General features: G+C 71.9%; 24 protein-coding genes. 17 read left to right on the top strand and 7 right to left on the bottom strand.

Annotated elements, in window-relative coordinates:
- Positions 1–23: 23 nt before the first annotated feature.
- Positions 24–809: a metal-dependent hydrolase gene (locus NZH93_RS38290; RefSeq protein ID WP_259628314.1), complete on the bottom strand. Its 786-nt coding sequence runs from the start codon at positions 807–809 to the stop codon at positions 24–26.
- A gap of 72 nt (positions 810–881) precedes the next feature.
- On the opposite strand from NZH93_RS38290, the gene NZH93_RS38285 reads away from it, so the two are divergent.
- Complete coding sequence (locus NZH93_RS38285; protein WP_259628195.1) at positions 882–1,688, top strand: DUF72 domain-containing protein; 807 nt, start codon at positions 882–884, stop codon at positions 1,686–1,688.
- 108 nt (positions 1,689–1,796) lie between these two features.
- Positions 1,797–2,162 (top strand): peptidase inhibitor family I36 protein, encoded by a 366-nt coding sequence (locus NZH93_RS38280; protein ID WP_259628194.1) that lies wholly within the window; start codon positions 1,797–1,799, stop codon positions 2,160–2,162.
- Here the strand turns inward: NZH93_RS38280 and NZH93_RS38275 are convergent.
- The gene (locus tag NZH93_RS38275) at positions 2,140–3,024 is read right to left on the bottom strand and encodes an aminoglycoside phosphotransferase family protein (protein ID WP_259628193.1); all 885 of its coding nucleotides are present in this window, start codon (positions 3,022–3,024) and stop codon (positions 2,140–2,142) included. The genes NZH93_RS38280 and NZH93_RS38275 overlap by 23 nt on opposite strands.
- 242 nt (positions 3,025–3,266) lie before the next feature.
- Here NZH93_RS38275 and NZH93_RS38270 point away from each other — a divergent pair, with 242 nt between their 5' ends.
- The 5 genes from NZH93_RS38270 to NZH93_RS38250 are packed head-to-tail and all read left to right on the top strand — an operon-like array spanning position 3,267 to position 13,269.
- Positions 3,267–5,714 (top strand): AAA family ATPase, encoded by a 2,448-nt coding sequence (locus NZH93_RS38270; RefSeq protein WP_259628192.1) that lies wholly within the window; start codon positions 3,267–3,269, stop codon positions 5,712–5,714.
- Position 5,715: 1 nt separating this feature from the next.
- Positions 5,716–6,129 carry a hypothetical protein gene (locus NZH93_RS38265; RefSeq protein ID WP_259628191.1) on the top strand — a complete coding sequence of 138 codons (414 nt, stop codon included), beginning with the start codon at positions 5,716–5,718 and terminating at the stop codon, positions 6,127–6,129.
- A complete protein-coding gene (locus NZH93_RS38260) occupies positions 6,126–7,232 on the top strand; it encodes a metallophosphoesterase family protein (protein ID WP_259628190.1) in 1,107 nt (368 codons plus the stop codon). Before NZH93_RS38265 ends, NZH93_RS38260 begins: the two co-directional genes overlap by 4 nt.
- Before the next feature lie 24 nt (positions 7,233–7,256).
- Positions 7,257–10,166, top strand: a complete 2,910-nt coding sequence (locus NZH93_RS50260) for an AAA family ATPase (protein ID WP_276024854.1) — start codon at positions 7,257–7,259, stop codon at positions 10,164–10,166.
- A gap of 25 nt (positions 10,167–10,191) precedes the next feature.
- Positions 10,192–13,269 (top strand): ATP-binding protein, encoded by a 3,078-nt coding sequence (locus NZH93_RS38250; protein WP_259628189.1) that lies wholly within the window; start codon positions 10,192–10,194, stop codon positions 13,267–13,269.
- Here the strand turns inward: NZH93_RS38250 and NZH93_RS38245 are convergent.
- Entirely contained in the window at positions 13,251–14,075 is an 825-nt protein-coding gene (locus tag NZH93_RS38245; protein WP_259628188.1) for an ABC transporter permease, read from the bottom strand. The two genes, NZH93_RS38250 and NZH93_RS38245, sit on opposite strands and share 19 nt — an antisense overlap.
- Positions 14,072–15,019, bottom strand: a complete 948-nt coding sequence (locus NZH93_RS38240) for an ATP-binding cassette domain-containing protein (RefSeq protein WP_259628187.1) — start codon at positions 15,017–15,019, stop codon at positions 14,072–14,074. Before NZH93_RS38240 ends, NZH93_RS38245 begins: the two co-directional genes overlap by 4 nt.
- A 272-nt stretch (positions 15,020–15,291) precedes the next feature.
- Between NZH93_RS38240 and NZH93_RS38235 the strand changes: the two genes are divergently transcribed.
- The 7 genes from NZH93_RS38235 (at position 15,292) to NZH93_RS38205 (ending at position 20,770) form a co-directional block, all read left to right on the top strand.
- Positions 15,292–15,693 (top strand): hypothetical protein, encoded by a 402-nt coding sequence (locus NZH93_RS38235; protein ID WP_259628186.1) that lies wholly within the window; start codon positions 15,292–15,294, stop codon positions 15,691–15,693.
- A 256-nt stretch (positions 15,694–15,949) separates the two neighbouring features.
- A complete protein-coding gene (locus NZH93_RS38230) occupies positions 15,950–17,191 on the top strand; it encodes a hypothetical protein (protein WP_259628185.1) in 1,242 nt (413 codons plus the stop codon).
- On the top strand, positions 17,188–17,964 hold the full coding sequence (locus NZH93_RS38225) for an ESX secretion-associated protein EspG (protein ID WP_259628184.1): 777 nt from the start codon (positions 17,188–17,190) through the stop codon (positions 17,962–17,964). Before NZH93_RS38230 ends, NZH93_RS38225 begins: the two co-directional genes overlap by 4 nt.
- Before the next feature lies 1 nt (position 17,965).
- Entirely contained in the window at positions 17,966–18,310 is a 345-nt protein-coding gene (locus NZH93_RS38220) for a PE domain-containing protein (RefSeq protein WP_259628183.1), read from the top strand.
- Positions 18,311–18,315: 5 nt separating this feature from the next.
- Positions 18,316–18,897, top strand: coding sequence for a DUF3558 domain-containing protein (locus tag NZH93_RS38215; RefSeq protein WP_259628182.1), 582 nt, complete (start codon positions 18,316–18,318; stop codon positions 18,895–18,897).
- Between the two features lie 114 nt (positions 18,898–19,011).
- Positions 19,012–19,650: a hypothetical protein gene (locus NZH93_RS38210; protein ID WP_259628181.1), complete on the top strand. Its 639-nt coding sequence runs from the start codon at positions 19,012–19,014 to the stop codon at positions 19,648–19,650.
- A gap of 46 nt (positions 19,651–19,696) precedes the next feature.
- Positions 19,697–20,770, top strand: coding sequence for an XRE family transcriptional regulator (locus tag NZH93_RS38205; protein WP_259628180.1), 1,074 nt, complete (start codon positions 19,697–19,699; stop codon positions 20,768–20,770).
- On the opposite strand, the gene NZH93_RS38200 is transcribed toward NZH93_RS38205, so the two are convergent.
- Positions 20,754–21,221: an IS1096 element passenger TnpR family protein gene (locus NZH93_RS38200; RefSeq protein WP_259628179.1), complete on the bottom strand. Its 468-nt coding sequence runs from the start codon at positions 21,219–21,221 to the stop codon at positions 20,754–20,756. The genes NZH93_RS38205 and NZH93_RS38200 overlap by 17 nt on opposite strands.
- A gap of 140 nt (positions 21,222–21,361) precedes the next feature.
- Positions 21,362–21,868, bottom strand: coding sequence for a DinB family protein (locus NZH93_RS38195; protein WP_259628178.1), 507 nt, complete (start codon positions 21,866–21,868; stop codon positions 21,362–21,364).
- Positions 21,869–22,035: 167 nt separating this feature from the next.
- Between NZH93_RS38195 and NZH93_RS38190 the strand changes: the two genes are divergently transcribed.
- On the top strand, positions 22,036–22,371 hold the full coding sequence (locus tag NZH93_RS38190) for a nucleotide pyrophosphohydrolase (RefSeq protein ID WP_259628177.1): 336 nt from the start codon (positions 22,036–22,038) through the stop codon (positions 22,369–22,371).
- Positions 22,372–22,426: 55 nt separating this feature from the next.
- Complete coding sequence (locus NZH93_RS38185) at positions 22,427–23,002, top strand: LURP-one-related family protein (protein ID WP_259628176.1); 576 nt, start codon at positions 22,427–22,429, stop codon at positions 23,000–23,002.
- 1 nt (position 23,003) lies between these two features.
- On the opposite strand, the gene NZH93_RS38180 is transcribed toward NZH93_RS38185, so the two are convergent.
- Complete coding sequence (locus NZH93_RS38180) at positions 23,004–23,183, bottom strand: hypothetical protein (protein WP_259628175.1); 180 nt, start codon at positions 23,181–23,183, stop codon at positions 23,004–23,006.
- A 127-nt stretch (positions 23,184–23,310) separates the two neighbouring features.
- Here NZH93_RS38180 and NZH93_RS38175 point away from each other — a divergent pair, with 127 nt between their 5' ends.
- Positions 23,311–24,252 (top strand): NAD(P)/FAD-dependent oxidoreductase, encoded by a 942-nt coding sequence (locus NZH93_RS38175; protein WP_259628174.1) that lies wholly within the window; start codon positions 23,311–23,313, stop codon positions 24,250–24,252.
- Positions 24,253–24,316: the final 64 nt, after the last annotated feature.

Genomic DNA, 24,316 nt, shown 5'->3' with positions numbered 1-24,316 from the left:
ACGCCAGGCGATTTCCCGTGCGGCTAGCTCGTACCCGGCTGGGTCAGCTTCTCCAGCGCCGGGAGGATGGACGTCACCACGGCCCACGCGCCGGGGATGAGCAGCAGCGCGGCGACGGTGACGGCGGGGAACATGACCATCGACTCGACCGGGCCGCCGGTGCGGAAGCGCAGCCACTTGGGTGGGCGCAGCTCGTACCAGGTCTCGCCCGCGATGGGCAGCGGGAACAGGAACGGGCAGCCGGAGATGGTCACGGCGTCGCCGAGGCAGTGCACGAAGCAGCCGACGGCCACGGCGATGCCGAGCACACCGGACAGGTCGTCCAACTGGACCAGGGCCGCGTCGAAGCCGAACCGGACGAGCCACCACCCGGCGGCGCCGACGAACACGATCGCGACCCAGTCCCCCAGCGCCGCTTCGGCCAGCAGCACCGCGAAGACGGCGACGCCGAGCACGGCCCACTTGCCGCCCAGCTCCGTGACGCCCGCGGTGAGGTAGCCGAGCAGCACGGCGAACAGGACGGTGTGCGACAGGTGCCGGTGCTCGCCGGTCACCGGTTCGTCGCGCGGTCCCTTCGTGATCGCGTAGATGTACCTCGACGACTTGCGCAGGATGAACGACACGGCCCCGGTCAACGGGCCGAGGTAGCGCGACGCGGTCGAGTGCCGGTGGTCGAAGTCGGGCAGCAGGGCGAACCCCGCCGTCACCAGTCCGACGAGCAGCGCGCCGCCCAGGTCGCCGTGGCCCAGCAGCGGGGCGATCCCCAGTCCCGCACACCACCCGGTGAGCGCGTGCGTTCGTCCCATCACCCGTTCGAGCATCCGGGGCGGACCGTTCAAGGTCAAGTTCCGCAGGCGCGGGCTCCGGGGGAGCATGGCCCGATGGGCGAGATCAGGGTCGGCACGTCGGGCTGGGTGTACCCGCCGTGGCGCGGCGTCTTCTACCCCCAGGGCCTCGCGCGGAAGCGGGAGCTGGACCACCTGTCCAGGCAGGTGACCTCGGTGGAGGTCAACGGCTCGTTCTACTCGCTGCAACGGCCGTCGAGCTACCTGAGGTGGGCCGGGCAGACGCCGGACGACTTCGTCTTCGCGGTCAAGGGCGGCCGGTTCATCACGCACCTCAAGCGCTTGCGCGACAGCGGGGACACGCTCGCGAACTTCTTCGCCTCCGGCGTGCTCGCGCTCGGCCCCAAGCTCGGGCCGATCCTCTGGCAGCTCCCGCCGACGCTCCGGTTCGAGCCCGACCTGCTGGTCGAGTTCTTCGGCAACCTGCCCCGCACGACCACGGCGGCAGCCGCGTTGGCGACCCGGCACGACGAGCGCGTCGACCCGGCGTGGACGACGACCGACGCCGACCGGCCGCTGCGGCACGCCCTGGAGGTCCGCCACCCGAGCTTCACCGACCCGCGCTTCCCGGACCTGCTGCGCGAGCACGGGATCGCGCTGGTCGTCGCCGACTCGGCGGGCAGGTTCCCGCACCTGGAGGACGTGACCGCCGACTTCGTCTACGTCCGGCTGCACGGCGCCGACGAGTTGTACGTCAGCGGCTACACCGACGAGGGGCTCGACGAGTGGGCCGCGAAGGTGCGCGCCTGGGCCGCGCGAGGGGACGTGTTCGTCTACTTCGACAACGACGTGAAGGTCATGGCTCCGCGCGACGCGATGGCCCTGATCCGAAAGGTCGAGTAGCCGCCTCGGCGTGTCGCCCACACAATCGGGTGAACGGCGGGCATCTCCGACGCGGAATTGGGCCGAACGGCCGAGTCTGGACCGGTGCGCGAGCGACGGAGGTTCCCCATGTCCCGAAGCCTGATGACGGCACTGGCCATCACGGCGGGAGCACTCGTCGCGAGCGGTAGCGCCTCCGCCCAGGAGTCCGCGGAGGCGGTGTGCGACCGCGGTGAGTTCTGCCTGTGGGGCGGCGTCGACTACACCGGTCCGGCGAAGCGGCTCGACCTGGAGTCGGCGAACCCCGGCGAGTGCATCCCGCTGCCCGGCGGGCTGGTGGCGCGGTCGTTCGTGAACCGGCTGACCAGGGACGCGAGCGTCTTCCAGGGCGAGACGTGCTCGACGGAGGCCGAGTTCACCACCTATCCGGGCAAGGGCACCTATGTGCCGGACGCCCCTTTCGTGGTGCGCGCTATCCAGGTGTGGGAGCGCTGAGGGCGAGCAGTTCGGCCACGGCCTCCTCGGCGTCACCCGCCGGGATGAGCGCGATGGCGAGCAGCGGCGCCCCGACGCGGGCCCACTCCAGCAGGCGGTCGCCGTCGAGCCCGGCCGCGTCCGCAAGCAGCGCGCACCGGTTCTCCACCCCGTCCAGGCCCGCGCCCGCCAGCACGTAGTCGAAGGCGTCGAAGCACGGGTCGCCGACGCAGACCTTCGGGTCGATGGCGACCAGCCCGCGCGGGCCGCCGTCGAGCACGTTGCCCAGGTGCAGGTCGCCGTGCAGCATCACCCGCGTCGACTCGGTGTCCAGCAGCGCCGCGCACCGCTCGATCGCCAGTGCCCAGGTTCGTTCGCTGATCCGCGCGCCGATCGCCGGTTCCGCCAAGCGCTTGCCGACGCGGGTGAAGAACTCGCCGGACCGGTCGCGCAGGTCGCGCGGCGGGTCGGCGGGCGGCTCCACGGCGTGCAGCGCGGTCATCAGCCCGGCCCACGACTCCGGCGAGGGGTGCCGGTCGAACTCGTCGGCGGCCGTGCCCGGCCGGACCTCCTCCAGCACCACGGCGTCCGCGCGGGCGGCGAGCACGGCGGGCACCCGGCCGGACGGGGCGAACCGGCGCAGCATCGCGACCTGCTCGGCCAGGAACGGCTCCTCCGGGCTGAGCTTGAGCACGGCGGGCGTGCCGTCCGGCCACGCGCAGCGCACCGCGACCGACGAGGCGCCGTCCGGGATCAGGTCGCCCAGCACCAGTCCCCACTCGGCGGCGGCCCGGTCCGCACGGGCGGGCGCGTCCGCGCACCAGGCCGTGACGGACGGTCCGAATCGACGGGTCAGGCGTGCGGTGATCTCCTCGACGTCCACTCGCGAAACCCTCCCAGAACGCGATTCCCCAGGACATCGAATTACTCGCGGGGAATTCGGCGGGTTCGAGCGGTCACCGGGTACGTGACCACGGGAATTCCTTGTCACAGCGGTAACTCTCCGAAATCGGCGTCCCCCGGAAATGACCACACGATCGTGTGAACACCCTTCAAGAAAGTCCGTCGTTCCGCCTACGTTTCCCGCCTAGCCGTGCTGCGTCAGCACGAAGAGGAGACACAACGGTGACGGTGGCCGAGTCCGGGTTGCACGGTTTGATGCTCAGCCGGGTGGAACGTGATCGGGAGTTGACCCCCCGCGCGGCGGAACTGGTGATCGCGGCCTGCCGTGGCGAGTCGGCCTTGAACCGGGTGCTGGACGGCGTGCCCGCCGAGGACGAGCCCACCGCGCACCCCCAGCAGGCGGTGGGCGGTGGGATCTACCTGTCTGGCGTGCGGGTGCGGGGCTTCCGGGGCATCGGCCCCGAGGTCGATCTGCCGCTGGTGAGCGGACCGGGCCTGACCGTCGTGACCGGGCGCAACGGGTCGGGCAAGTCGAGCTTCGCCGAAGCCGCCGAGTTCGCGCTGACCGGCAACAACACCCGCTGGACCAAGTCGCTCAACGAGGTGTGGCGGCAGGGCTGGCGGAACCTGCACGCCCCCGACGACGTCTCGGTCTCGATCACGCTGGTCCGCGCGGGCACCGCGGGCGCGACCACCATCCGGCGGGCGTGGACGGCGGGCGACGACTTCACCCGCGGCACGTGGACCGAGCAGCGGAGCGGGCAGGAACCGGCGGTGTTCGACCAGGCCAAGTGGCGGTCGGCGCTGGAGACCTACCGGCCGTTCCTGCCCTACAGCGAACTCGGGAAGTCGTTGGAGGGCAAGCCGAGCGAGCTGCACGACGCGGTGCACAGCCTGCTGGGGCTGGAGGCCATCACCGACGCGCAGAACCGGCTCGCCGAGCACCGCAAGCGGTTGGCCGACGTGGTCGCGAAGCCGTACGACCGGCGGGCGAAGGTGCGCGAGGAGCTGGCGGCCTCGCCCGACGGCCGGGCGCAGCGCGCGGCCGAGCTGCTGGGGCAGGACCACCCGGACCTGGACGCGCTGGCGGACCTGGCGCTGGGCACGGACGTCGGCGGCGGCGGGACACCGCTGCTGCTCCAGGTGATCGAGCTGCCGCTGCCGTCGGCCGCGGACCTGGCGCGCTGCCTGGAGGAGCTGGACGCGGCGCTCTCGGGCGTGACCGCCGTCGCGACCGACGGCGCGCAGATGTGCTTGCGCACCAGCGAGGTCCTGCGCGTGGCGCTGGAACTGCACGAGGCGAAGGGCAACAAGTCCTGCCCGGTGTGCGGCATCGGCGTGCTGGACCAGCGCTGGTTCACCGCGACGAGGAAGCGCGCGGAGACCCTGGCGGCGGCAGCGGCGGCGCTGCACGACGCGGGCACCCGGCTCGACACCGCCACCGCCGCGGCGCGGTCGCTGTGCGGCCAGGTCCCCGGCCTGCTCAAGGAGGTCGACGGCCTCCTGCACACCGAGGCGGCGCGCACGGCGTGGGCCGCGTGGGCGCAGTGCTCCACCAGCGAGGACCCGGTCAAGCTGCGCACCGAACTGCCCGTGCGGCACGCGGCGGTGCTGGCGGCCGTCGACACGCTCAAGGCCGCGGCGCAGGAGCAGATCGACAAGCGCGACCTGGTGTGGCGGCCGATGGCGCTCGCGCTGTTCGAGTGGCACTCCCAGGCCGAGCGGGCGCTGGCCGACCAGCAGGTGCTCGCCGACGTGACCGAGGCCGAGAGCTGGATCCGAAGAACCGCGGCGCGGCTCCGCTCGGAGCGGATCGCGCCGTTCGCCAAGGAGTCGCAGCGGATCTGGCAGCGGCTCCGCCAGCAGAGCAACATCGACCTCGGCACTGTGCACCTGGAGAGCACCGGCCAGGACAACCGGCGGGTGGAGCTGGACGTCTCCGTTGACGGGAAGCCGAACTCGGCGCTCGCCGTGATGAGCCAGGGCGAGCTGCACGCGATGGCCCTCGCGCTGTTCCTGCCGAGGGCCGTGGTCGACGAGAGCCCGTTCCGGTTCGTGGTGATCGACGACCCGGTGCAGGCGATGGACCCGGCCAAGGTCGACGGTCTCGCCCAGGTGCTCGCCGACGTCGGTCTCACCCGCCAGGTCGTGGTCTTCACCCACGACGAGCGCCTCGTCGAGGCGGTGCGCAGGCTGCGGCTCACGGCGACCGTGTGGGAGGTGTGCCGGGGCGAGAACTCCGTGGTGCAGGTGCGGATGTGCGACGACCCCGTCGGCCGGTACCTGTCCGACGCGCGGGCCATGCGCACCACCGACGACCTGCCGGAGGAGGCCCGCGCCGAACTGGTCGCCTCGTGCTGCCGCTCGGCGCTGGAGACCGCGGGCGACACCAGGTTCCGCCAGGTCCGGTTGGCCCGCGGCCAGTCGCACGCCGAGGTGGAGCAGGTGCTGGAACAGGCGTTGACGACCAGGCAGCGGATGTCGCTCGCCGTGTTCGACGACCTGTCCGAGAACAGGAACCTGTTGACCCACTTGACGAACACGCTCGGCGCCTGGGCCGTCGACGTGCTGAACGCGTGCCGCGCGGGAACGACGTCGCCGTACGACGGCGACCTGCTGACCCTGATCCGGGACACCGAACGACTGACGAACTGGCTGCGAGATGAGTGACGTGACTGATCGGAAAGTGCTCGACCGCCTCGACCACGTGGGCCGGATGCTCGCCGACCCGCGCGGGCTCGACGGGGTGAGGGTGCGGTGCGGCGCCTGGCTGCTGCGCACCACGCTGGAGCGCGCGGTCGTGACGCTGGTGTGCGCCGACGACGAGCACGCCACCAGGTCCATGCACGCGCTGCTGCTGCGCCTGCCCAAGCACGTGGGCGACGACGTCGCGGCGGACACCACACAGCTCTGGCACGTGCTGTGCCGGGCCGCGCACCACCACGACTACGAGATCGCGCCGACCGTGGACGAGCTGCGCGGCTGGCACGAGGACACCCGGTGGCTCAGCGGGGCCCTGCTCGCCGCGCAGCCCACCCTGCTGCCGCTGCCGCGCGTCGAGTCCGCCTCTCGGAGGCACGGGTGAGGCTGCTGCTGTTCGCCGACCTCCACCTGGACGCGTCCTTCGCCGCCGGACCGCTCCCCGCGGGGGTGGCCGTCGAGCGCCGGGCCGCGCTGCGCACCACGCTGGAGCGGATCATCGCGCTCGCGCGGTCGGAGGAGGTGGACGCGCTGCTGTGCGGCGGCGACCTGTACGAGCACGAGCGGTTCTCCCCCGGCACGGCCGAGTTCCTCCGCGACGCGTTCGAGGACGCCGCCGTGCCGGTGCACCTAGCGCCGGGCGAGCACGACCGGTACGGCCCGCGGAGCCCGTACCAGCAGGTGGCGTGGTCGTCGAACGTGCACGTGTTCACCGAGGACCGCCTGGTGCCCGAGGTGCTCGCCGACGGGGTGACGCTGTGGGGGGCCGCGCACCACGCGCCCACGACCCGCGAGAGCTTCCTGACCGGGTTCGAGGTCGGGCGCGGTGGCGTGAACCTGGCCCTGTTCCACGGTTCCGAGGTCGCCGCGCTGTCCACCCAGGAGTCCGGGACGGCGCCGCACGCGCCGTTCGCCACCGAGCAGGTCGCGGCGTCGGGCCTGGACCACGCGTTCGTCGGGCACTTCCACACCCCGTGCGACGCCGAGCGGCACACCTACCCCGGCAACCCCGACCCGCTGGCGTTCGGCGAGCGCGGTCCGAGGGGCGCGGTGCTCTGCACGGTGCACGACGACGGCCGGGTGGACCGGGTCCGCCACGACGTGTCCACCAGCCGGGTGCACGACGTCGCGGTGGACCTGGCGGGCGTCGCGCACGCCGACGAGGCGCGCGAGCGGGTCGCCGCCGCCGTGGCCGGGCTGACGGGGATCGCCAGGGTCACGCTCGGCGGGGACGTCGGCCCGGACGTGGAGCTGCGCCTCACCGACCTCGTGCCCGCCGCGGAGCACCTGGACGCGCTGGTGCCCCGGTTCGGGACCCTCGGCGTGGCCTACGACTTCGCCGCGCTCGCCGAGGAGCCCACGGTGCGCGGCCGCTTCGTCCGCGACGTGCGGGCCGACCCGCGCCTGGACGACCGCACCCGGCGGCGGGTCCTGGTCACGGGCCTGCGCGCGCTGGACGGGCGCACCGCCGACCTTGCCGTGCACTGAGACAGCCAAGACCACGAGGTAGTGATGAGAATCGAGTCCGTGACCGCGCACGCGTTCGGTCCGCTGGCCGAACGGACGCTGGCGCTGGCGCCCGGCCTGACCGTGATCGCCGGGGCGAACGAGTCGGGGAAGTCCTCGTGGCACGCCGCGATCCACGCGGCGCTGTGCGGTCGGCGGCGCGGCCGGGGCGCGGCAACCGTGGCGGAGCGCCGGTTCGCCGAGCAGCACAAGCCGTGGCACGACGAGGACTGGCGGGTCTCGGCCGTCGTGGTGCTGGACGACGGGCGGCGGATCGAGCTGTGCCAGGACCTGGGCGGACGGGGCGGCTGCCGCGCCGTGGACGTCCGGCAGGGGGCGGACGTGAGCGCCGAGGTGATGTTCGAGGGCGCGCCGGACGGGAGCCGCTGGCTCGGGTTGGACCGGAAGTCGTTCGCCGCCACCGCGTGCGTGAACCAGGCGGAGTTGCTGGGGGTGCTGGGCGCGGCCGACGGCCTCCAGGAGCACCTCCAGCGCGCGGCGGCCACCGCGGGCGCCGACGCGACCGCCGTGGCGGCGCTGGAGCGGTTGGAGACGTTCCAGGGCGACCACGTGGGGGCGGGGCTGGCGAACTCCACCAAACCGCTCCAGGTGGCCAAGTACCGGCTCAAGCAGGCCAAGCGGGACCTCGCCCACGCCGTGACCGCGCACGAGAAGTACCTCGACCTCGTGGTGGAGGCGGAGGAGCGCCGGGCCGCGGCGGACACGGCCGCCGAAGCCGCCGAGCGCGCGGACGCCGCCGCCACCGCGCTGGACGGGCTGCTGACCGCGACCCGTGCGCACACCGCCGCCGTGCGCAAGGCCGTGCGGTCACGGGAGAAGGCCGACGACCAGGTCGCCGAGGTCGCCAGGGCCGAGCAGCGGCTCGCGCGGGTCCACGAGCTGGACGAGCGGTTCGGCGGCGTCGCGCCCGCCGGTCTGGTCGCGCAGGAGGAGGCGACCCGGATCGTGCACGCGGCGCTCGCGGCGTGGCGGGCGGTGCCCAAGGCGCGCAAGCTGACCGGGTCGACGGCCGCGGAACTGCGGCAGGAACTGGCCGCCGTGCCGGAGCCGCCGCTCGGTGACACCGAGGTGAAGCCGCGGATCCGCGAGCTGGCGCTGGCCCGTGAACGCGCGCTCGCGGTCGTGGCGGCGCACGAGGGCCACCGGCCCATGGTGGACGAGCAGATCGGCGACGTCCGGCTCACCGCGGCGCTCGCCGTCGGCCCCGCCGCCGTGCGGGAACTGGCCGCCGCGCTGGACACCTCGCCCCCGGTGCCACCGAAACCGCTGCGCCGCAACGCCCTGACCCTCGCGACCGGTGCCGTGGCGGTCGCGGGCCTGCTGCTGATCCTCATCGGCGGCTGGCTGCCGGGGCTGGTCCTGCTGACCCCGGTGCTGTTCGTCGGGATCCTCCGGCTCGTCGAGTCCGCGACGGCCGAGTCCGCGGCCTCCGGCCAGCACGACCGCCGCGAGGGCCCCGTCACCGCGGAGGCCGCGGACCGGTGCGCCACGCTGGCCCTGCCCGCGGAACCGCTGGTGCTCCAGGAACTCGCCACCAGGGCCGAGCGGCAGATCAGCCTGCGCTCCGCCCGCGCGGTCTGGGACGAGCACCAGCGGCAGTACGCGGAGAAGGCGACCCGGCAGACGGAGGAGCTGCGGATCGCGTTGGCGGCCAAGGGTTATCCCGAGCCGGAGCTGGACGTGGGCGAGCTGCTGGCGCTCTACGAGCGGTCCTGCGCGGTCGCGGCCAGGCAGGCCGCCATGGCCGCGCAGAAGGACGTGCTGACGGGGGCCATCGCCGAGCGCGAGCGGGCGGAGGAGACGACCGTCGAGGTGGAACGCCTGCGCGCCAAGGCTTTGGGCCTGATCCGCGAGGCCGTGGTCGTGGTCGACCGGAACTCCACCGCGACCACGGCCCCCGAGCTGCTGGCCGCGCTCGACGAGTGGCAGCGCGGCTGGGAAGACCAGCTCCGCGTGGTCGCCGAGGAGCGCGACGCCTGGACCGAGCTGACCTCGCTGCTCACCGACACCACCCGCGACGGCCTCGCCGCCGACGTGGTCGCGGCTCGGGAGGAGCACGCCGCGCTGGTCGCGGAGGCCGACCAGGACGAGCGGGACTCGGCCACAGCGCTGGCCGATCGCGACGCCGTCGCCGTGCGCGACACGACCACCAGGCCCGCCCGGCTCGACGAACTCGCCGACGGCGTCGGGCGCGAGCCGCTCACCACAGACGCCGCGGAGGTCGAGGTGCTGCTCGCCGAGGCGCGGGCCGTCGTCGCCACCGCCAGGACCGAGGCCAAGCGGGTGGCCAGCGCCGCCGACGAGCTGTGCGGCGCGCTCGCCGAACGCGGCCGCGCACTGCCCGGCGTCCCGGAGGCCGAGGAAGCGCTGGCCACCGCCCAGGCCGCGCTGGCCGACGTCACGAGCCTGGCAACGACGCTCACGCTCACCCGGAAGTTCCTCGCCGCCGCGCAGGAGAGCGTCCACCAGGACATCGCCCCCACCCTCGCCACGACCCTGTGCGACCACCTCGGCGAGATCACCGGCGGCCGCTACACCGACGCCGCCGTCGACCCGACCACCCTGAAGGTCACCGTCCGCGGCCCGTCCGGCCAGTGGCGCCCGGCCGCGAACCTGTCGCTGGGCACCGCGGAACAGGTCTACCTGCTGCTCCGCTTCGCACTGGCCGAACACCTGACCGTCCCCGGCGAGACCTGCCCGCTCCTGCTCGACGACATCACCGTCCAGGCCGACGACAACCGCACCACCGCCATCCTCGACCTCCTCCTCGCGCTGTCCGCGCACCGCCAGGTCGTCCTGTTCGCCCAGGAGTCCGCCGTCCTCACCTGGGCCCGCACCCGCCTCGACGGCGACCGCGACGCCCTGCGCGAACTCACCCCGATCCCGGTGGAGTGACCGGACCGCGTGGCACAGTTGAGTCGTGCAGGTGAGGATTCTGGGCCCGCTGGAGGTGACCGAGGACGGTGTCCCGGTGCCGATCGGCGGCACGCGGCTGCGGACGCTGGTCGTGCGGCTCGCGGTCGGGGTGGGCCGGGTCGTGACCGTGGACGAGCTGGCGGACGCGCTGTGGCCCCGTGACGCGCCAGCCGACCAGGGCAACTCGGTGCGGTCGCTGGTGGCGCGGTTGCGGCGGGTGCTGCCGAACCCGGACGTGGTGCGGTCGGCGACCGCGGGCTACCGGCTCGACCTGCCGGAGTCGGCCGTGGACTCCTACGAGTTCGAACGGCTGGCGCGGACCCCCGACGGCGCGCGGGAGGCGTTGGCGCTGTGGCGCGGACCCGCGCTGGCGGACGTGCGGGACGCGGAGTTCGCCACCGCGTACGCGGCCAGGCTGGACGAGGCCCGGCTGACGGCCGTCGAGGCGTGCGCCGAGGCCGACCTGGCGCGGGGCGCGGACGAGCGGCTGGTCGTGGAGCTGACCGAGCTGGCGGCGCGGCACCCGTTGCGCGAACGCCTCCAGGGCTTGCTGGTGCGGGCGTTGCACGGGGTGGGCAGGCAGGCCGAGGCGCTGGCCGCCTACGAGGACGTGCGGCGGCGGCTGGTCGAGGAACTGGGCGCCGATCCGGGGCCGGAGCTGCGCGAGGTCCACCAGTCCGTGCTGCGTTCTGGTGGGCCGCGCGGGAACCTGCGGACCGCGTTGACGAGCTTCGTCGGCCGCGAGACCGAGGTGGCGCGGGTGGCGGCGCTGCTCGGCGAGAGCAGGCTGATCACGTTGGTGGGCCCCGGCGGGGCGGGCAAGACGCGGCTCGCGACGACGGCCGCGAGCCGGTTGCCGAACGGGGCGTGGCTGGCCGAGCTGGCGTCGGTGACCGACCCGGCGGACGTGCCCGCCGCGGTGCTCGGATCGTTGGGGACGCGGAACAAGCGCCTGCAGGACGGCGACCCGCCCCCGCAGGACGTGACCGGCCGACTGGTGGACCTGTTGTCTCGCGGCGATTCCCTGGTCGTGCTGGACAACTGCGAGCACGTCGTGGACGCCGCGGCCCGGCTCGCCGACGAGCTGCTGGGCCGGTGCCCGAGGCTGCGGATCCTGGCCACGAGCCGGGAACCCCTCGGCGTGCTGGGAGAAGCGCTGTGCCCGGTGCCGCCGCTGGCCGTGCCGGACGCCGCGGCGACCGTGGCGCGGGCGAACGGGAGCGCGGCCGTGCGGCTGCTCGTCGACCGCGCCGCCGCCGTGCGACCGGGTTTCCGGGTGGACGAGGCGAACGTGGCCGCCGTGGGCGAGATCTGCCGCAGGCTCGACGGGATGCCGCTGGCGATCGAACTGGCCGCGGCCCGGCTGCGGTCGCTGTCCCCGCAGCAGGTGGCCGCCCGGCTCGACGACCGGTTCCGGCTGCTCACCGGCGGCAGCCGCACCGCGCTGCCGCGGCACCAGACGTTGCGCTCGGTCGTGGCGTGGAGCTGGGACCTGCTCGACGAGCGGGAGCGGACGTTCGTGGAGCGGCTCTCGGTGTTCCCCGGCGCGATCAGCCTGGAGGCCGCCGAGCACCTGAGCCCCGGCACGGCCCTCGACCTGCTCACGGCGCTGGCGGACAAGTCGCTGCTCCAGGTGGTCGAAGCCCCGGAGCCGTACTTCCGGATGTTGGAGACCATCAAGGAGTTCGCCCTCGAACGGCTGGCGGAGCGCGGTGGCGTCGCGGAGGCGCGGAAGGCGCACGCGGCCTACTTCCGCGACCTCGCCGAGTCCGCCGAACCACACCTGCGCGGCCCCGCCCAGATCACCTGGGTGCCCCGGCTGCTCCTGGAGCGCGACAACCTCGTCGCAGCGCTGCACTTCGCCGCGGACACCGGTGACGCGGACACGGCCGTCCGGCTGGGCGCGTCGCTCGGCATGTTCGGCTGGATCCTCGGCACCACCGTCGACGCGGACGCCTGGCTGCGGCGCGCGCTGGACGTTCCGGGCGAGGCCCCCCAACCCGCGAAGGCCATCGCCACCGCGATGTACCTGATCAACAGCGCCCTGTGGAACGGCAGCGCCGACTGGACGGGGTTCCTGGCCGAGTTCCGTGACGCCGTCTCCGCCGTGAACGTCCACAGAGGACACCCGGTGCTCGCGCTGTTCGAGCCGATGTTCGCGGTCTTCTCCGACGACGTCGAACTCGGGCTCGCGGTGGTGGACGCCCGGCTCGACCACCCGGACCCGTGGACCAGGGCGGCGCTGTGGATGGTGCGCGGGATGCTGCGGGAGAACGACGGCGACATGGCGGGCACGCGGGACGACATGACCAACGCCGTCGACGGTTTCCGCGCGATCGGTGACCGCTTCGGGCTGTCGCAGTCGCTGTCGTCGCTGGCCGAGGCGCACCTGGTGTTCGGCGACCACGAGCGGGCGATCACCGCGCTGGAGGAGGCGATAGCCCTGCGCCTGGAGCTCCAGGCCGACGACGACGTCTCGCACGACCGGCTGGTGCTCGCCGGGGCCCGGTCGCACAACGGCGACCCGGAAGGCGCGCGGGCCGAGTACGAGGACGTCGCCAGGTCGCGCAAGGGGGTGCTGTCGGAGCACGGCATGGCGTTCGCGCACCTCGCGCTGGGCGACCTGGACCGGCTGTCCGGCGACCTCGCCGGAGCGGAACGGCACTACGCCACCAGCGCGGAGGCGCTCGACGGGTGGGCGATCATGGCGCCGCAACTGCGGGCGCTGGTGCTCGCCTCGTCGGTGTTCCTCGCGGTGCTGAAGGCCGACCTGGCGACCGCGTGCGAGTCGCTGGAGAAGGCCACCGACCACGCGCTGAGCGCGAAGGACATGCCGGTGCTGGCGAAGGTCGGCGTGGCCGTCGCGGCCGTCCGGGAACACCGCGGCGACCTGGCCGGGGCGGCGCTCGTGCTCGGCGTGGCCGAACGGCTGCGCGGCGCCCCGGACCCGCTGAACCACGACGTCGTCCGGCTGACGACGTCGCTGCGCGAGGCGCTGGGCGGCGCCGCGTACGACGCCGCCCACGCCGAAGGCTTCGCGCTGGACCGCGCGGCCGCGATCGATCAGGTCCGGCGGCGGTAGGCGCCCACCGCGAGCGGCGCGAACACCACGAGGAACCCGACCGACCACACCAGCACCCACAGGACGTCGTTCCCGAGCTGACCGCCGAGCATCAGGGCGCGCGAGGCGTCCATGAGCTGCGCCACCGGGTTCACGTCCACCCAGGACTGGAGCCAGCCGGGCATGGTCTCCTTCGGCGCGATCATGCTCGTGCCGAACGTCAGCGGGAACAGGATCAGGAACGCCGTCCCCTGCACGGCGCCCGGTGACCGCATCAGCATCCCGATCAGGACGAACGCCCAGCTCAGGCAGAACGCGAAGAACACCGTGAGCAGGCACGCCGCCAGGACCTCGACCGCGCCGGTGTGGAACCGGAACCCCATGACCGCCCCGAACGCCAGCAGCGACGCGATGGCCACGACGTAGCGGATCAGGTCACCCGCCACCGACCCGATCAGCGGCGCGGACCGGCCGATCGGCAGGCTGCGGAACCGGTCGAACACGCCCTTGCCGATGTCGGTGTTGAGGTTCACCCCGGTCGCCATCCCGGCGAACATGACCGTCTGCACCATGATCGCGGGCAGCAGGAACTGGAGGTACTCCTCGGTGCTGCCGGAGATCGCGCCGCCGAGCAGGTACACGTACACCAGCACGAAGACGATCGGCTGGAGCGTCACGTCGAGTAGCTGCTCCGGGGTGCGGAGCGTCTTGAGCACGCTGCGCTTCGCCAGCGCGAGGCTGTGCCGGACGAGCCCGAAGGGTCGCGGCGCGATGCGCGCGGGCGCGGTCAGCACCGGCTCGGATCCCGTTTCCGCCAGTGCGGTCATGCCGCGTCCTCCTTGGTGTGGTGACCGGTGAGCGTGAAGAAGACCTCGTCGAGGCTCGGCAGCCGCAGCGACAGCTCGGTGACCGGGATCCGGTCGCGCGCCAGGCGTTGGACGATCTCGGTGAACGCCGCGTCGCCGTCGACCGGAACCGTCAGCACCCCTCGCGCGGGCGACTCCACCTTGCGGCCCGCGACCGCGGCGACGATCGCCCCCGCCGCGTCGAGGTGCGCGGGGTCGGACGGCCGAACCAGCACCGTCTGCCCGCCCACGACCCGCTTGAGCTCCCCCGGCGACCCGTTCGCGATGACCTTGCCGTGGTCGATCACCGAGATGGTGTCGGCCAGCGCGTCGGCCTCCTCCAGGTACTGCGTGGTCAGCAGCACCGTCACGCCGTCGTTCGCCAGTGCCCGGACCATCGTCCAGACGTCCTCGCGCTTCGCCGGGTCGAGCCCGGTCGTCGGCTCGTCCAGGTAGATGACGTCCGGCCGTCCGACCAGGCTCGCGGCCAGGTCCAACCGCCGCCGCATCCCGCCCGAGTAGGTCTTCACCTGCTTGCCCGCGGCCTCGGACAACCCGAACCCGGCCAGCAGCTCGGCCGCACGCGCCTTCGCGTCGGACGTCCGCAGGTCCAGCAACTGCCCGATGAGCACCAGGTTCTGCGTTCCCGTCAGGTCCTCGTCGACCGACGCGTACTGCCCCGTCAGCCCGATCAGCCGCCGCACCTTGGCGGCGTCCTTCACCACGTCCAGCCCACCGACGGCCGCCCGTCCCGCGTCCGGTCTCAGCAGGGTCGCCAGGATCCTCACCGCGGTCGTCTTCCCCGCCCCGTTGGGCCCCAGCACCCCCAGCACCGCGCCCCGCTCGGCCCGCAGGTCGATCCCCGCCAGCGCCGTCGTCTTCCCGTAGCGCTTGACCAGGCCCTCGGCCTCGAAAGCCCACACCATCGACGTTCCCCCTCCGATTTTCGTGTCGAACGGGAATCACCCTGCTCACCGGCCGTGTCAGATCCGGCACAGCCCCGTGTCACGCCCGACCGGGGGGTTCTGGGTGTCCGCCAAAATCGGGTTAACCCGACAGAGGTGTTCGGCCACACGCGGTATCGCACCCAGCCGTTCATCACGCGAGGAATTACACCCGATGGTGTGACAACTCTTCAGTAGGTCTATTTGCGCTCTACGTTTTTCGACATTGGCGCCAACCGGAGGAGACGGTGACCTTGGCGACTCGAACAGCCACCACCACGACGACGATCCAGCACGAGATCGCCGAACGACTCCGCTTCGCGCACGGCCTGCTCACCACCGGCAGGCTGACCACCGGAATCTGGCCGAAGTGCTGCGCCTGGCTCCTGCGCACCTCACTGGAACGCTCGGTGGCAGCCCTCCACCACGCCCACCGCGAACCCAGCATCAGCATGCGAACGGACCTGCTCACCCTCCCCCTCTACGTAGACCAACCCCTCGCCAACCACACCGCCCGCCTCTGGGGCACCTTGAGCGTCGTCGCCAACCACACCGACTACGCCCAGGCCCCGACCGTGGAGGAGTTGCGCGGCTGGCACACCGAAACGTCGACGGTGACCGACAGCCTGCTGACCGCGCTGCCCGACGGGAGGTGAAATGTTCTCAACAAAGGGATGATCTCACTCGAAAGAGTGACCCCTACTATTCAAATTCACGACAGTGCCCACGATCTTTGCGGATTAATCACCGATCCCCTACGCCACCACTCGTGATAACCGCCACCACGGCTCTGGCAATTGCCTAATAGCGTCGCCGCTCCATCACCCCTCCGCTATTGTCCCGACCGGGAGTGGTGCACTCCGAGCGACGAAGCAATCGCAGAGGGTGCACGAGGAACAAGGGGGTTTCGACATGCCGGTGGGGAACCACAACTTCGACGCGCAGTCGCACCAGCAGCTCTACGACAAGATCCACCAGAGCGCCGGTGCCGGTTGGGTGGACGCGACCAACAGCGCGTGGTTGTCGTTCCGCGCCGTCATGGGCAACGCCAAGTCGGACGTCGAGTGGGCCGTCCGGGACGCGAAGGCCGTGTGGACCGGGGCGGCGAACGAGTCGTTCAGCGGTGGCATGGCGCCGCTCGTGCAGTGGGCCGAGAACGCCCGCGTGGCGGGGGTGGCCAGCCACAACGCGTTCCAGGCCCAGCAGTCGTACTACGGCGACACCAAGGGCCGGATGCCCCGACCGGTCGCGGTGACGTCGACCGCGAACGACGACTTCCTGGGCATTCCCGCCGGGTTCACGCACCTCGTCGGCGGCCAGACCGACCAGGACGTCCAGGAGCGGCGGGCCAACGAGGCCAAGCGCGAAGCCGTGCGGATGATGACCGGCTACCAGGGCAACGCGGGCGCGGCAGTGTCCACCGTCGGCACGTTCATCCCACCGCCGATCGTCACCCTCGAGGTCCCACCTCCCGAGGTGGTGCGACCTCCTGTCCCGCCACGGCACGGAGGCGGCTTCAACGGCCGTTCCCGCGTCACCGACACGGGAGGCAAGGGTGACGCGGGAGGCACAGGAGGTACGGGCGCCTCGCCGTCCCCGCCGCCGACCCCGAACGCCGTGACACCGCCTCCCCTCGTGCACTCGGGCGACCAGGGCACGACGCACCTGTCCGACGCGGTCACACCACCGGTGCTGCGACCCGACTCCTCCACCACCAACCCGAACTCGTCCCCCGTGCCGCCCGGCCCGTCCCAGGTCCCACCCGGTACCGCGTTCTCCGTGCCGGGGTCCCGCGGCGGCTCGAGCGGTCGTGGTGTTCCCGGCGCGATCCCCACTGGCGGCGGCAGGTCCGCCGCCGGCGGCGGGCACACCGGCGTCGGCACCCCCAGGGCAGGCGGATCGCCACTTCTCGGCCACCAACCCGGCGGCCAGGTCAACCGCGGCCCGTCATCCAGCACCGATGACGCGCACCTGACCGGCCGTCAAAGCGCGGCCGGGGGCGGCGTTGGCGCGGCGGGCGGCGCTCCTCAACGCGGGCAGGGCGAGGACGACATCGAGCACACGTCCGCCGAATACCTGCGAGGACTCGACGACGTGTGGGGCGACAACGACGTCCTCGTCGCTCCCCCGGTGATCGGGGACGACCGCCGGTGACCCGCTTCGTCCTGTCCCGCCTGGAGTACGACCTGTGCTGGGAACACCTGCGCTTGGGCGAACACCCCACGGCGCTCACCGTCGCGGCCCACGGCGCGACGGTGGACGAACGCCGGGAACTGTTCCACCACACCTGGAAGTCCATGTCCCACCAGGGTTTGGTGGACCGCACCGAACTCCACCCGGATCTGGTCGCCCACCTGCGCGCCCTGGCCCGACCGGAGGTCGAAGTGGACGCACGACTCCGCCTCGACCCGACCGGCCCGCGCTCGAAGGCGCTGGGCGCGGTGGTCCACCGGCACGCCGTCGTCGCGACGCTCACCGCGGAGCACCTGATCCTGGACGCCGCGGATCCCGACGGGCTGGCCACGGCCGTGGTCGGTCTCCTCCCGCCCGCACCCGCCCCGCGGTCCCGGTCGATCACCTTGCCCGCCGACGTCCTGGACCGCGCGGCCACGGCGGCGGACGAGTCACCGACCAGGTTCGAAACCGTCCTGCGCGAGGGCGGACTCACCTCGCAGGACGCCCGCCAGGTCGTCTCGGTACTGGGCGGCGTGGTCGCGATGGGCCAGTTCGGCGCGGCCCACCGCCCACTCCGCCACGGCCACCCCGGCCCCCGCCGCCGAGGCCCGTACGTCGTGTCGTTCTACGACACCCCGGACGGCCGCTGGCAGTTCACCCGCCGCCGAGGCTGGGCGACCCTCGCCCCGGCCGACCACGCCCGCCTGACGACAGCGGTGAACGAACTGCTGGCCGAGACCACCCAGGAGTGACATGTCGGTGCCAACGGGACAGAGCGGTCCGGCCGTGAAGATGACGGTGCTGCCCAAGGAGGTCGTGCACCTCATGATCAAGCTGGAAGCGGTGCGGGACAGCGTGACCGGTTTCGTCCAGGACAACGCGGACGCGCTGCGCGGCAAGCCGTTGGCCGAGGACGACGTGTCGAAGGACGCGGCCGAGGACTTCAAGGCGAACGCGAGTGCCGCCATCGACGCGGCGAGGAAGTTCGCCGGAGAGCTGACCAAGACCATCAACGGCCTGAAAGACGCGGCCAAGACCTACCACCTGGTCGACGAGACCCACGCCACCACCATGCAGCAGCTCACCAAGGACCACTGACACCCATGCGCCGCTACCTGGCTCCCGCGCTCTGCCTGGCCCTGCTCACCGCCTGCACCAGCACCGAAGGCGGGGCCGCGGCACCTCGATCGTCCACCACGGAAGCGACCACCTCGGCGACGACATCCGCGTCGAAGGCGACCTCGCCGAGCTCCAGGCCGCGCGAGATCAACCTCGACGGCAAGAATCCGTGCGACTTGATGACCGCTGAGCAACTGGCCGCCATCGCACCGACGACAGCACCTCGTCCAGGCACCACCGACACGTTCAAGTCACCCAATTGCAGCTTCAACGCCGACGGAGCGTTCTGGCGCGTCACCACGGTCGTGACCGAGGGCATCGACGCGTGGACCAGCGGAAAGCGCGAGGGTCAGCCTGCCGCCATCACACCAGTGGCCGGTTTCCCCGCCATCACGGTCACCTTGCCGACCGACCAGGTGCTCTGCAACATCGCCGTCGACGTCGCCGACGGCCAGTACCTCTACACGGGCTTCGAGGTCAGCGAGGGTTTCGCCGACAAGTTCCCCAAGCCGTGCGACGGAGCACGGGTGGTCGCCGAGGCCGTCGTGCAAAACCTGCTGAAGTAGTCGCCGGCGAGGCCACGCGTGTCCTGGTGGGGCCGACCCGATTCGCCGTGCTGAGCCGGTGGCCCTCCGCCGCGACCGCCGAAAACTGTCGTACCCCCTCGCTACCGTGAAGCCATGACCGAGATCCTGTTCCACCCGGCGACGCCGATGCCGGGTCCTGACGCCCGCCTGGCCGAGCTCGATCTGAAGGTCGAGTACCTGGACCAGGCGATCTGGGCGGGGTTGAACGCGCGGACGTCCGCTCCTCCGCTCGGGCCCACCAACGGGGCCGGGTTGCTCGACTGGATTCATCGCGTGGGGCGGTTGAGGGAGGTGTTGGTCGAGCAGGGGTGGAGTCGGTACGACAAGTGGAACGCCGGGTTGGTGCGGCACCCGAGCAAGCCGGTCGTGCTCGGCGCGTTGCAGGGGAACAGGCATACCGGTGATCCCGGCGCGAAGCTGCGCAGCGACTACACGAAGGGGCCCGCGATCACGGCGATGACGCGGGACAACGACCACGACCAGTTCAGCCTGTTCGCCGATTTCGAGCGGCACGGCGGGTTGAAGCTGTGGTTCCTCGTGACGTTCCCGACGGTGCGGAACGGGCGGTTGGTGGTGCTGCGGGAGGTGTCGCAGCCGGAGCCGACGCCGCAGGGGCAGGTGATCGACCACTGGTCGCACCGGATCACGTTGCCACCCTACGACTTCGGGCCCGTCGCGGACATCACGCCCGACGGACCGGCGGAGATCGACTTCACCGTGTCGCTGCGCTGACCCCGTCTGGCGGCGGGTTGGGAGGAGGTACCAGAATGGCGCCACCATGCTCACACCTTCCCGGCTCGTCCTGGCGCGCAAGCGGCGTGGGCTGACCGCGGCCGAGGTGGCGCGGGCCGTCGGGGTGAGCGCGAGCAGCATCGGCGACTACGAGCACGGCAGGCGGCGGCCCGCGGCGGGGAAGACCGCGGCGCTGGCCGAGGCGCTGGGGTTCCCGGTGGAGTTCCTGGAAGCGCCGGACGAGGCGGAGCTGCCGTGCGAGGCCGTCGCGTTCCGGGCGGCCGCCAGGGTTCCCGTGCCGCGACGGGACGCGGCGGTGGCGGCGGGCAGGCTGGCGATCGGGTTCAACCGGTGGCTGGAGCGGACGTTCACGCTGCCGGTGCCGGACGTGCCGACGGTGGAGCACCCCGACCCGGAGACCGCCGCGACGATGGTGCGCGGCCGTTGGGGGCTGGGTTCCGGTCCGGCGCCGACCATGGTGCACCTGCTGGAGGCGCACGGGGTGCGGGTGTTCTCGCTGCCGGTCGACTGCGCCGACGTGGACGCGTTCTCCTTCTGGCACGCGGGCACGCCGTTCGTGTTCCTCAACCCGACGACGTCCGCCGAACGCGGCCGGTTCGACGCCGCCCACGAACTGGGCCACCTCGTCCTGCACGCGAACATCCGGCCGGAGGACGCGGAACGCCAGGCGAACACGTTCGCCGGGGCGTTCCTCATGCCCCGCGCGGGTGTTCTCGCGTCGGTGCCGCGCGGCCCGGTCACGGAGCAGGTGCTCACCCACCGCACGCACTGGCGGGTGTCGGCGCTGGCCCTCACCTACCGCCTGCGCGACCTCGGTCTGCTCACGGCCGACCAGTACGGCGTCGTCTGCGCCGACCTCAGCCGCCGCGGCTACCGGCTGGCCGAACCCGACGGGTTGACGGCCCGCGAGGGCTCGCTGCTGCTGAGCAAGGTCTTCCGCACCCTCCGCGACCGCGGCACCAGCCCCCAGCAGGTCGCCCGCGAACTGCTGCTCGACCCCGCCGAACTGAACACGCTCCTGTTCGGTCTGGTCGTCACCGCGCTCCCCGGCGAGAGTCAGGCCACGACCCGGCGGGGCAGGCTCACGCTCGTCCTCTAGCGGCCCGGCGCCGCTTCCCCCACAGCGGCAGGATGGGCGGCAGGTCGCCCAGCACCGGTTTCGGCGGTTTCGGGGCCACGTCGCCGTCGTCGTCCCACCCGCGCCCGTACTGGTCGGGCAGCGTGCCCCACCCCCAGTACGGCGTCGGCCCGTCCGGGATGTAGCCGAGCAGCTCCAACGGGTCGACGCGCTCCGCGCCGACCGTGCACACGTGCGCCCACTCGTCGCCGAAGTCGAAGACGTAGGCGAACTGGTCGCCGGGCTTCAGCTTGCCGAACTTGGTCTTGGCGCTGTCCATCGTGCCTTCGGGCTCGTCCCCGTCCCAGTGGTTCAACGCGCTGATGCACGCCCCGCCGAACAGCGTGAACATGTGCATGTGGGCCAGGTCCCACCGGGCGAACGCGATGTCGATCGCTCGCGCCAACTGACCGAACGAGTGAGTCCGGGCCACAACGAAATCACGGCCTGGCCGCGGCCAGAACAGCTCTCCACGACCTTCGACCAGTTCCACGCGTATCGACAACCAGGTGCGCGCCACGGCGACAAGATAGTGGATCTCGAACGGGTGCTAGTCCAACACCAACGTGTTGACTATTCGCCCGTCGCGCCGTCGATGCGTTCACGCAGGAAGTCGGCGTGCCCGTTGTGCCGGGCGTACTCCTCCAGCATGTGCAGCATGATCCAGCGCACGCTCGCGTCGGTCCCGTCCCGGCGCTGGGCGGTGGCGTCCAGCGAGGAGGCGGCGACGATGTCCCGCGACTCCGCGCACGCGGCCCGCCAGGTCGCGAACACCGTGGCGACGTCGGTCGAGTCGAGGTCGTCGAAGTCGCCGTCGGGGTTGTCCGGTTCGCTGAAGTAGAGCGGCGGCAGGTCACGACCACCGACGCGGCGGCCGAACCAGCCGCGCTCGACCTCGGTCAGGTGCCGCACGAGGCCCAGCAGCGACATCCCCGACGGCGGCACGGCGCGGAGCCGCAGTTGCTCGTCGGTGAGGCCCTCGCACTTCAGCGCGAGGGTCTCGCGGTGGTAGTCGAGAAACCCCGCGAGGGTGGTGCGCTCGTCGGCCACCGGGTCGGGATCGGTGCGGTTGTCGGTCACTGGTGCGTCCTCCACGTGGGGTGCGGCGGCTGCCGCTCGCCGCTGAAGGTATCCCCCAACGCCGGCGGGGGCAGCCGGTTTCCCACGGCCCGCAAACGCTCGCGGCCTCGGCGAGGAGCCGACCGCGTGCGCGGTCGTCCACGGGCGGTGTGGTAGCTCTGCGGACCATGAACACCTTGGAAGACCTGCGGGACGCCCTGCGCCGGTTCGCCGCCGCCCGCGACTGGGACACCTACCACACGCCGAAGAACCTGGTCATGGCCTTGTCCGGCGAGGTGGGCGAGCTGACCGACCTGTTTCAGTGGCTGACGCCCGAGGAGGCCGCGGCGGCGATGTCGGATCCGGAACTCGCCTGGAACGTCCGCGATGAGCTGGCCGACGTGGTGCACTACCTGGTCCGGTTGGCCGACAAGTTGGACGTCGACCTGGTGGAAGCGGCGTTCGCGAAGATCGAACGCAACGAGAAGAGGTTCCCCACCGGAGACCTTCGCCCGGTCGAGTGACATGCTCTGTCACTCACACGGCCCATCTCAGGGGGAGAACTTGAACCCGCAGGCGATGAACAGACTCCACATGCACCAGAAGGTCACCCTGATGGTGAACCGCTACGAGATCTTCGCGGATGACGGCAACGGCGAGCCGGGGGCCGTCGTCGCGTTCGTCGAGCAGAAGCGCATGGCCTTCAAAGAGCACGTCACCGTCTACACGGACTCGTCGAAGTCCACGGTGCTGGCGAACTTCCGCGCCCGCAAGGTCATCGACCTGGCGAGCGGGTACGACGTCATCGACGGCAACAACCAGCCGATCGGTTTCTTCCGCAAGGACTTCGGCAAGTCGCTGCTGAACTCCACGTGGCACCTGGACCAGCCCGGCGCGGCCACCGCGACCGGCAAGGAGCGCAGCCAGGGCGTGGCGGTGTTCCGCAGGCTGTGGAACTTCATCCCGTTCCTCAACAACTTCCCGTTCCCGATGCGCTACCACTTCGACTTCGCCCGCGGTGGAGCCCCGGTGTTCAGCGTGGACAAGAAGACCTGGCTGCGGGACCACTACCTCCTGGAGATCCAGGACCCGTACGTCGACCGCCGGGTCGTCATCGCGCAGGCCGTCGCCGTGGACGCGCTCCAGTCGCGCTGATCTAGACGTAGGTGAGCAGCAGCAGGATCAGTGCCACGAGCAGCACGATCCCGAAGAACGCCGCCGCCCAGGTAGGCGGGGCAGGTGCCCTCTCCCGAGCGTGCCTGCCCCGTTTTCTTTTGCGCATCACGTGTTTCCGCACACCGCGCCACCGCACCGGGACCTCCAGGTCGACGTTCATGGTGATCACGTTAGGCAGCGCGGGCCGCCCTGCTCCCGGACTTCACCCGCTCGCAGCAGACTCGTTGCCCGGTCGGCCTCACCGGCCCGGTCAGCCGTGACTGAGCGCCACTCATAGGCTGGTGGACGTGGCCGTAGTAGTGGTGGGAGCGGGAATCGCGGGGCTTGCCTGCGCCAGGTCGTTGACCGAGGCGGGTGTGGCCGTGCGGGTGCTGGAACGCGGCCGCGTCGTGGGCGGCCGGTTGGCGACGAAGCGCTACGACGACAGGCGCACCGACATCGGCGCCGCCTACTTCACCGCGCAGGACGACGACTTCACCGCGCTGGTTTCCCGCTGGCGCGACACGGGATTGGTCCGCGAGTGGACGGACACCCTGTCCGTGCTCGACCCCGACGGCGACCACAAGACCACCGGCCCGATGCGCTGGGCCGCCCCGAACGGCCTCCGCTCACTGGCGGAGGACCTGGCGAACGGCTTGGACGTCACCACCGACCACGCGGTCGAGTGGGTCGAACCGGGCCTCCGCATCGACGGAGTGGACGCGGAAGCGGTAGTCCTGGCCATGCCTGGCCCCCAGGCTCTCCGCATCCTGCACCCGGACCTGACCAACGCCCGCGCCGCGGTGGAGGACCAGCACTGGCTGCCGTCCCTGGCAGTCACCCTCGTCTACCCCACGCGCGACTGGTCAGACTTCCACGGCGCTTTCGTCAACGACCACCCGATCCTGCAAACCGTGTTCGACGACGGCGAACGCCGCGGCGACAACGCCCCGGTACTGGTAGCCCACACCACAGCCGACTTCACCGAGCACTACGTCGCCGACCCCTCAGCCGCGGCCAACGAGGTAGAAACCGCCGTCCGCACCGTCCTGGGCCTGACCACGCACGCCAGCACCACCCACGTACACCGCTGGACCTACGCCCGCCCCACCAAACCAGGCCGGGAATCGTTCTACCTGGGCCAGGACCACATCGGCATCGCAGGCGACGCCTGGGGCAACCCCCGCGTCGAAACCGCCTGGCTCTCCGGCACCACACTCGGCAAAACCCTGGCCACTCACCTGACCTGACAGACAGCCTTCAAAAACTGTCGGACCCCTCGAGTAGGTTATGAATCGGGGGGTCCTCACGAAC

It is taken from the genome of Umezawaea endophytica (assembly GCF_025061645.1).
GTDB lineage: Bacteria > Actinomycetota > Actinomycetes > Mycobacteriales > Pseudonocardiaceae > Umezawaea > Umezawaea endophytica.
This window is presented reverse-complemented; position numbering and strand designations above follow the sequence as displayed.

Excerpts from the sequence above, each read along its gene's own strand:
- NZH93_RS38285 (WP_259628195.1), top strand. The coding sequence starts at position 882 with ATGGGCGAGATCAGGGTCGGCACGTCGGGCTGGGTGTACCCGCCGTGG.
- NZH93_RS38280 (WP_259628194.1), top strand. The coding sequence starts at position 1,797 with ATGTCCCGAAGCCTGATGACGGCACTGGCCATCACGGCGGGAGCACTC.
- NZH93_RS50260 (WP_276024854.1), top strand. The coding sequence starts at position 7,257 with ATGAGAATCGAGTCCGTGACCGCGCACGCGTTCGGTCCGCTGGCCGAA.
- NZH93_RS38245 (WP_259628188.1), bottom strand. The coding sequence starts at position 14,075 with ATGACCGCACTGGCGGAAACGGGATCCGAGCCGGTGCTGACCGCGCCC.
- NZH93_RS38240 (WP_259628187.1), bottom strand. The coding sequence starts at position 15,019 with ATGGTGTGGGCTTTCGAGGCCGAGGGCCTGGTCAAGCGCTACGGGAAG.
- NZH93_RS38230 (WP_259628185.1), top strand. The coding sequence starts at position 15,950 with ATGCCGGTGGGGAACCACAACTTCGACGCGCAGTCGCACCAGCAGCTC.
- NZH93_RS38220 (WP_259628183.1), top strand. The coding sequence starts at position 17,966 with ATGTCGGTGCCAACGGGACAGAGCGGTCCGGCCGTGAAGATGACGGTG.
- NZH93_RS38215 (WP_259628182.1), top strand. The coding sequence starts at position 18,316 with ATGCGCCGCTACCTGGCTCCCGCGCTCTGCCTGGCCCTGCTCACCGCC.
- NZH93_RS38210 (WP_259628181.1), top strand. The coding sequence starts at position 19,012 with ATGACCGAGATCCTGTTCCACCCGGCGACGCCGATGCCGGGTCCTGAC.
- NZH93_RS38205 (WP_259628180.1), top strand. The coding sequence starts at position 19,697 with ATGCTCACACCTTCCCGGCTCGTCCTGGCGCGCAAGCGGCGTGGGCTG.
- NZH93_RS38190 (WP_259628177.1), top strand. The coding sequence starts at position 22,036 with ATGAACACCTTGGAAGACCTGCGGGACGCCCTGCGCCGGTTCGCCGCC.
- NZH93_RS38185 (WP_259628176.1), top strand. The coding sequence starts at position 22,427 with ATGAACAGACTCCACATGCACCAGAAGGTCACCCTGATGGTGAACCGC.
- NZH93_RS38180 (WP_259628175.1), bottom strand. The coding sequence starts at position 23,183 with ATGAACGTCGACCTGGAGGTCCCGGTGCGGTGGCGCGGTGTGCGGAAA.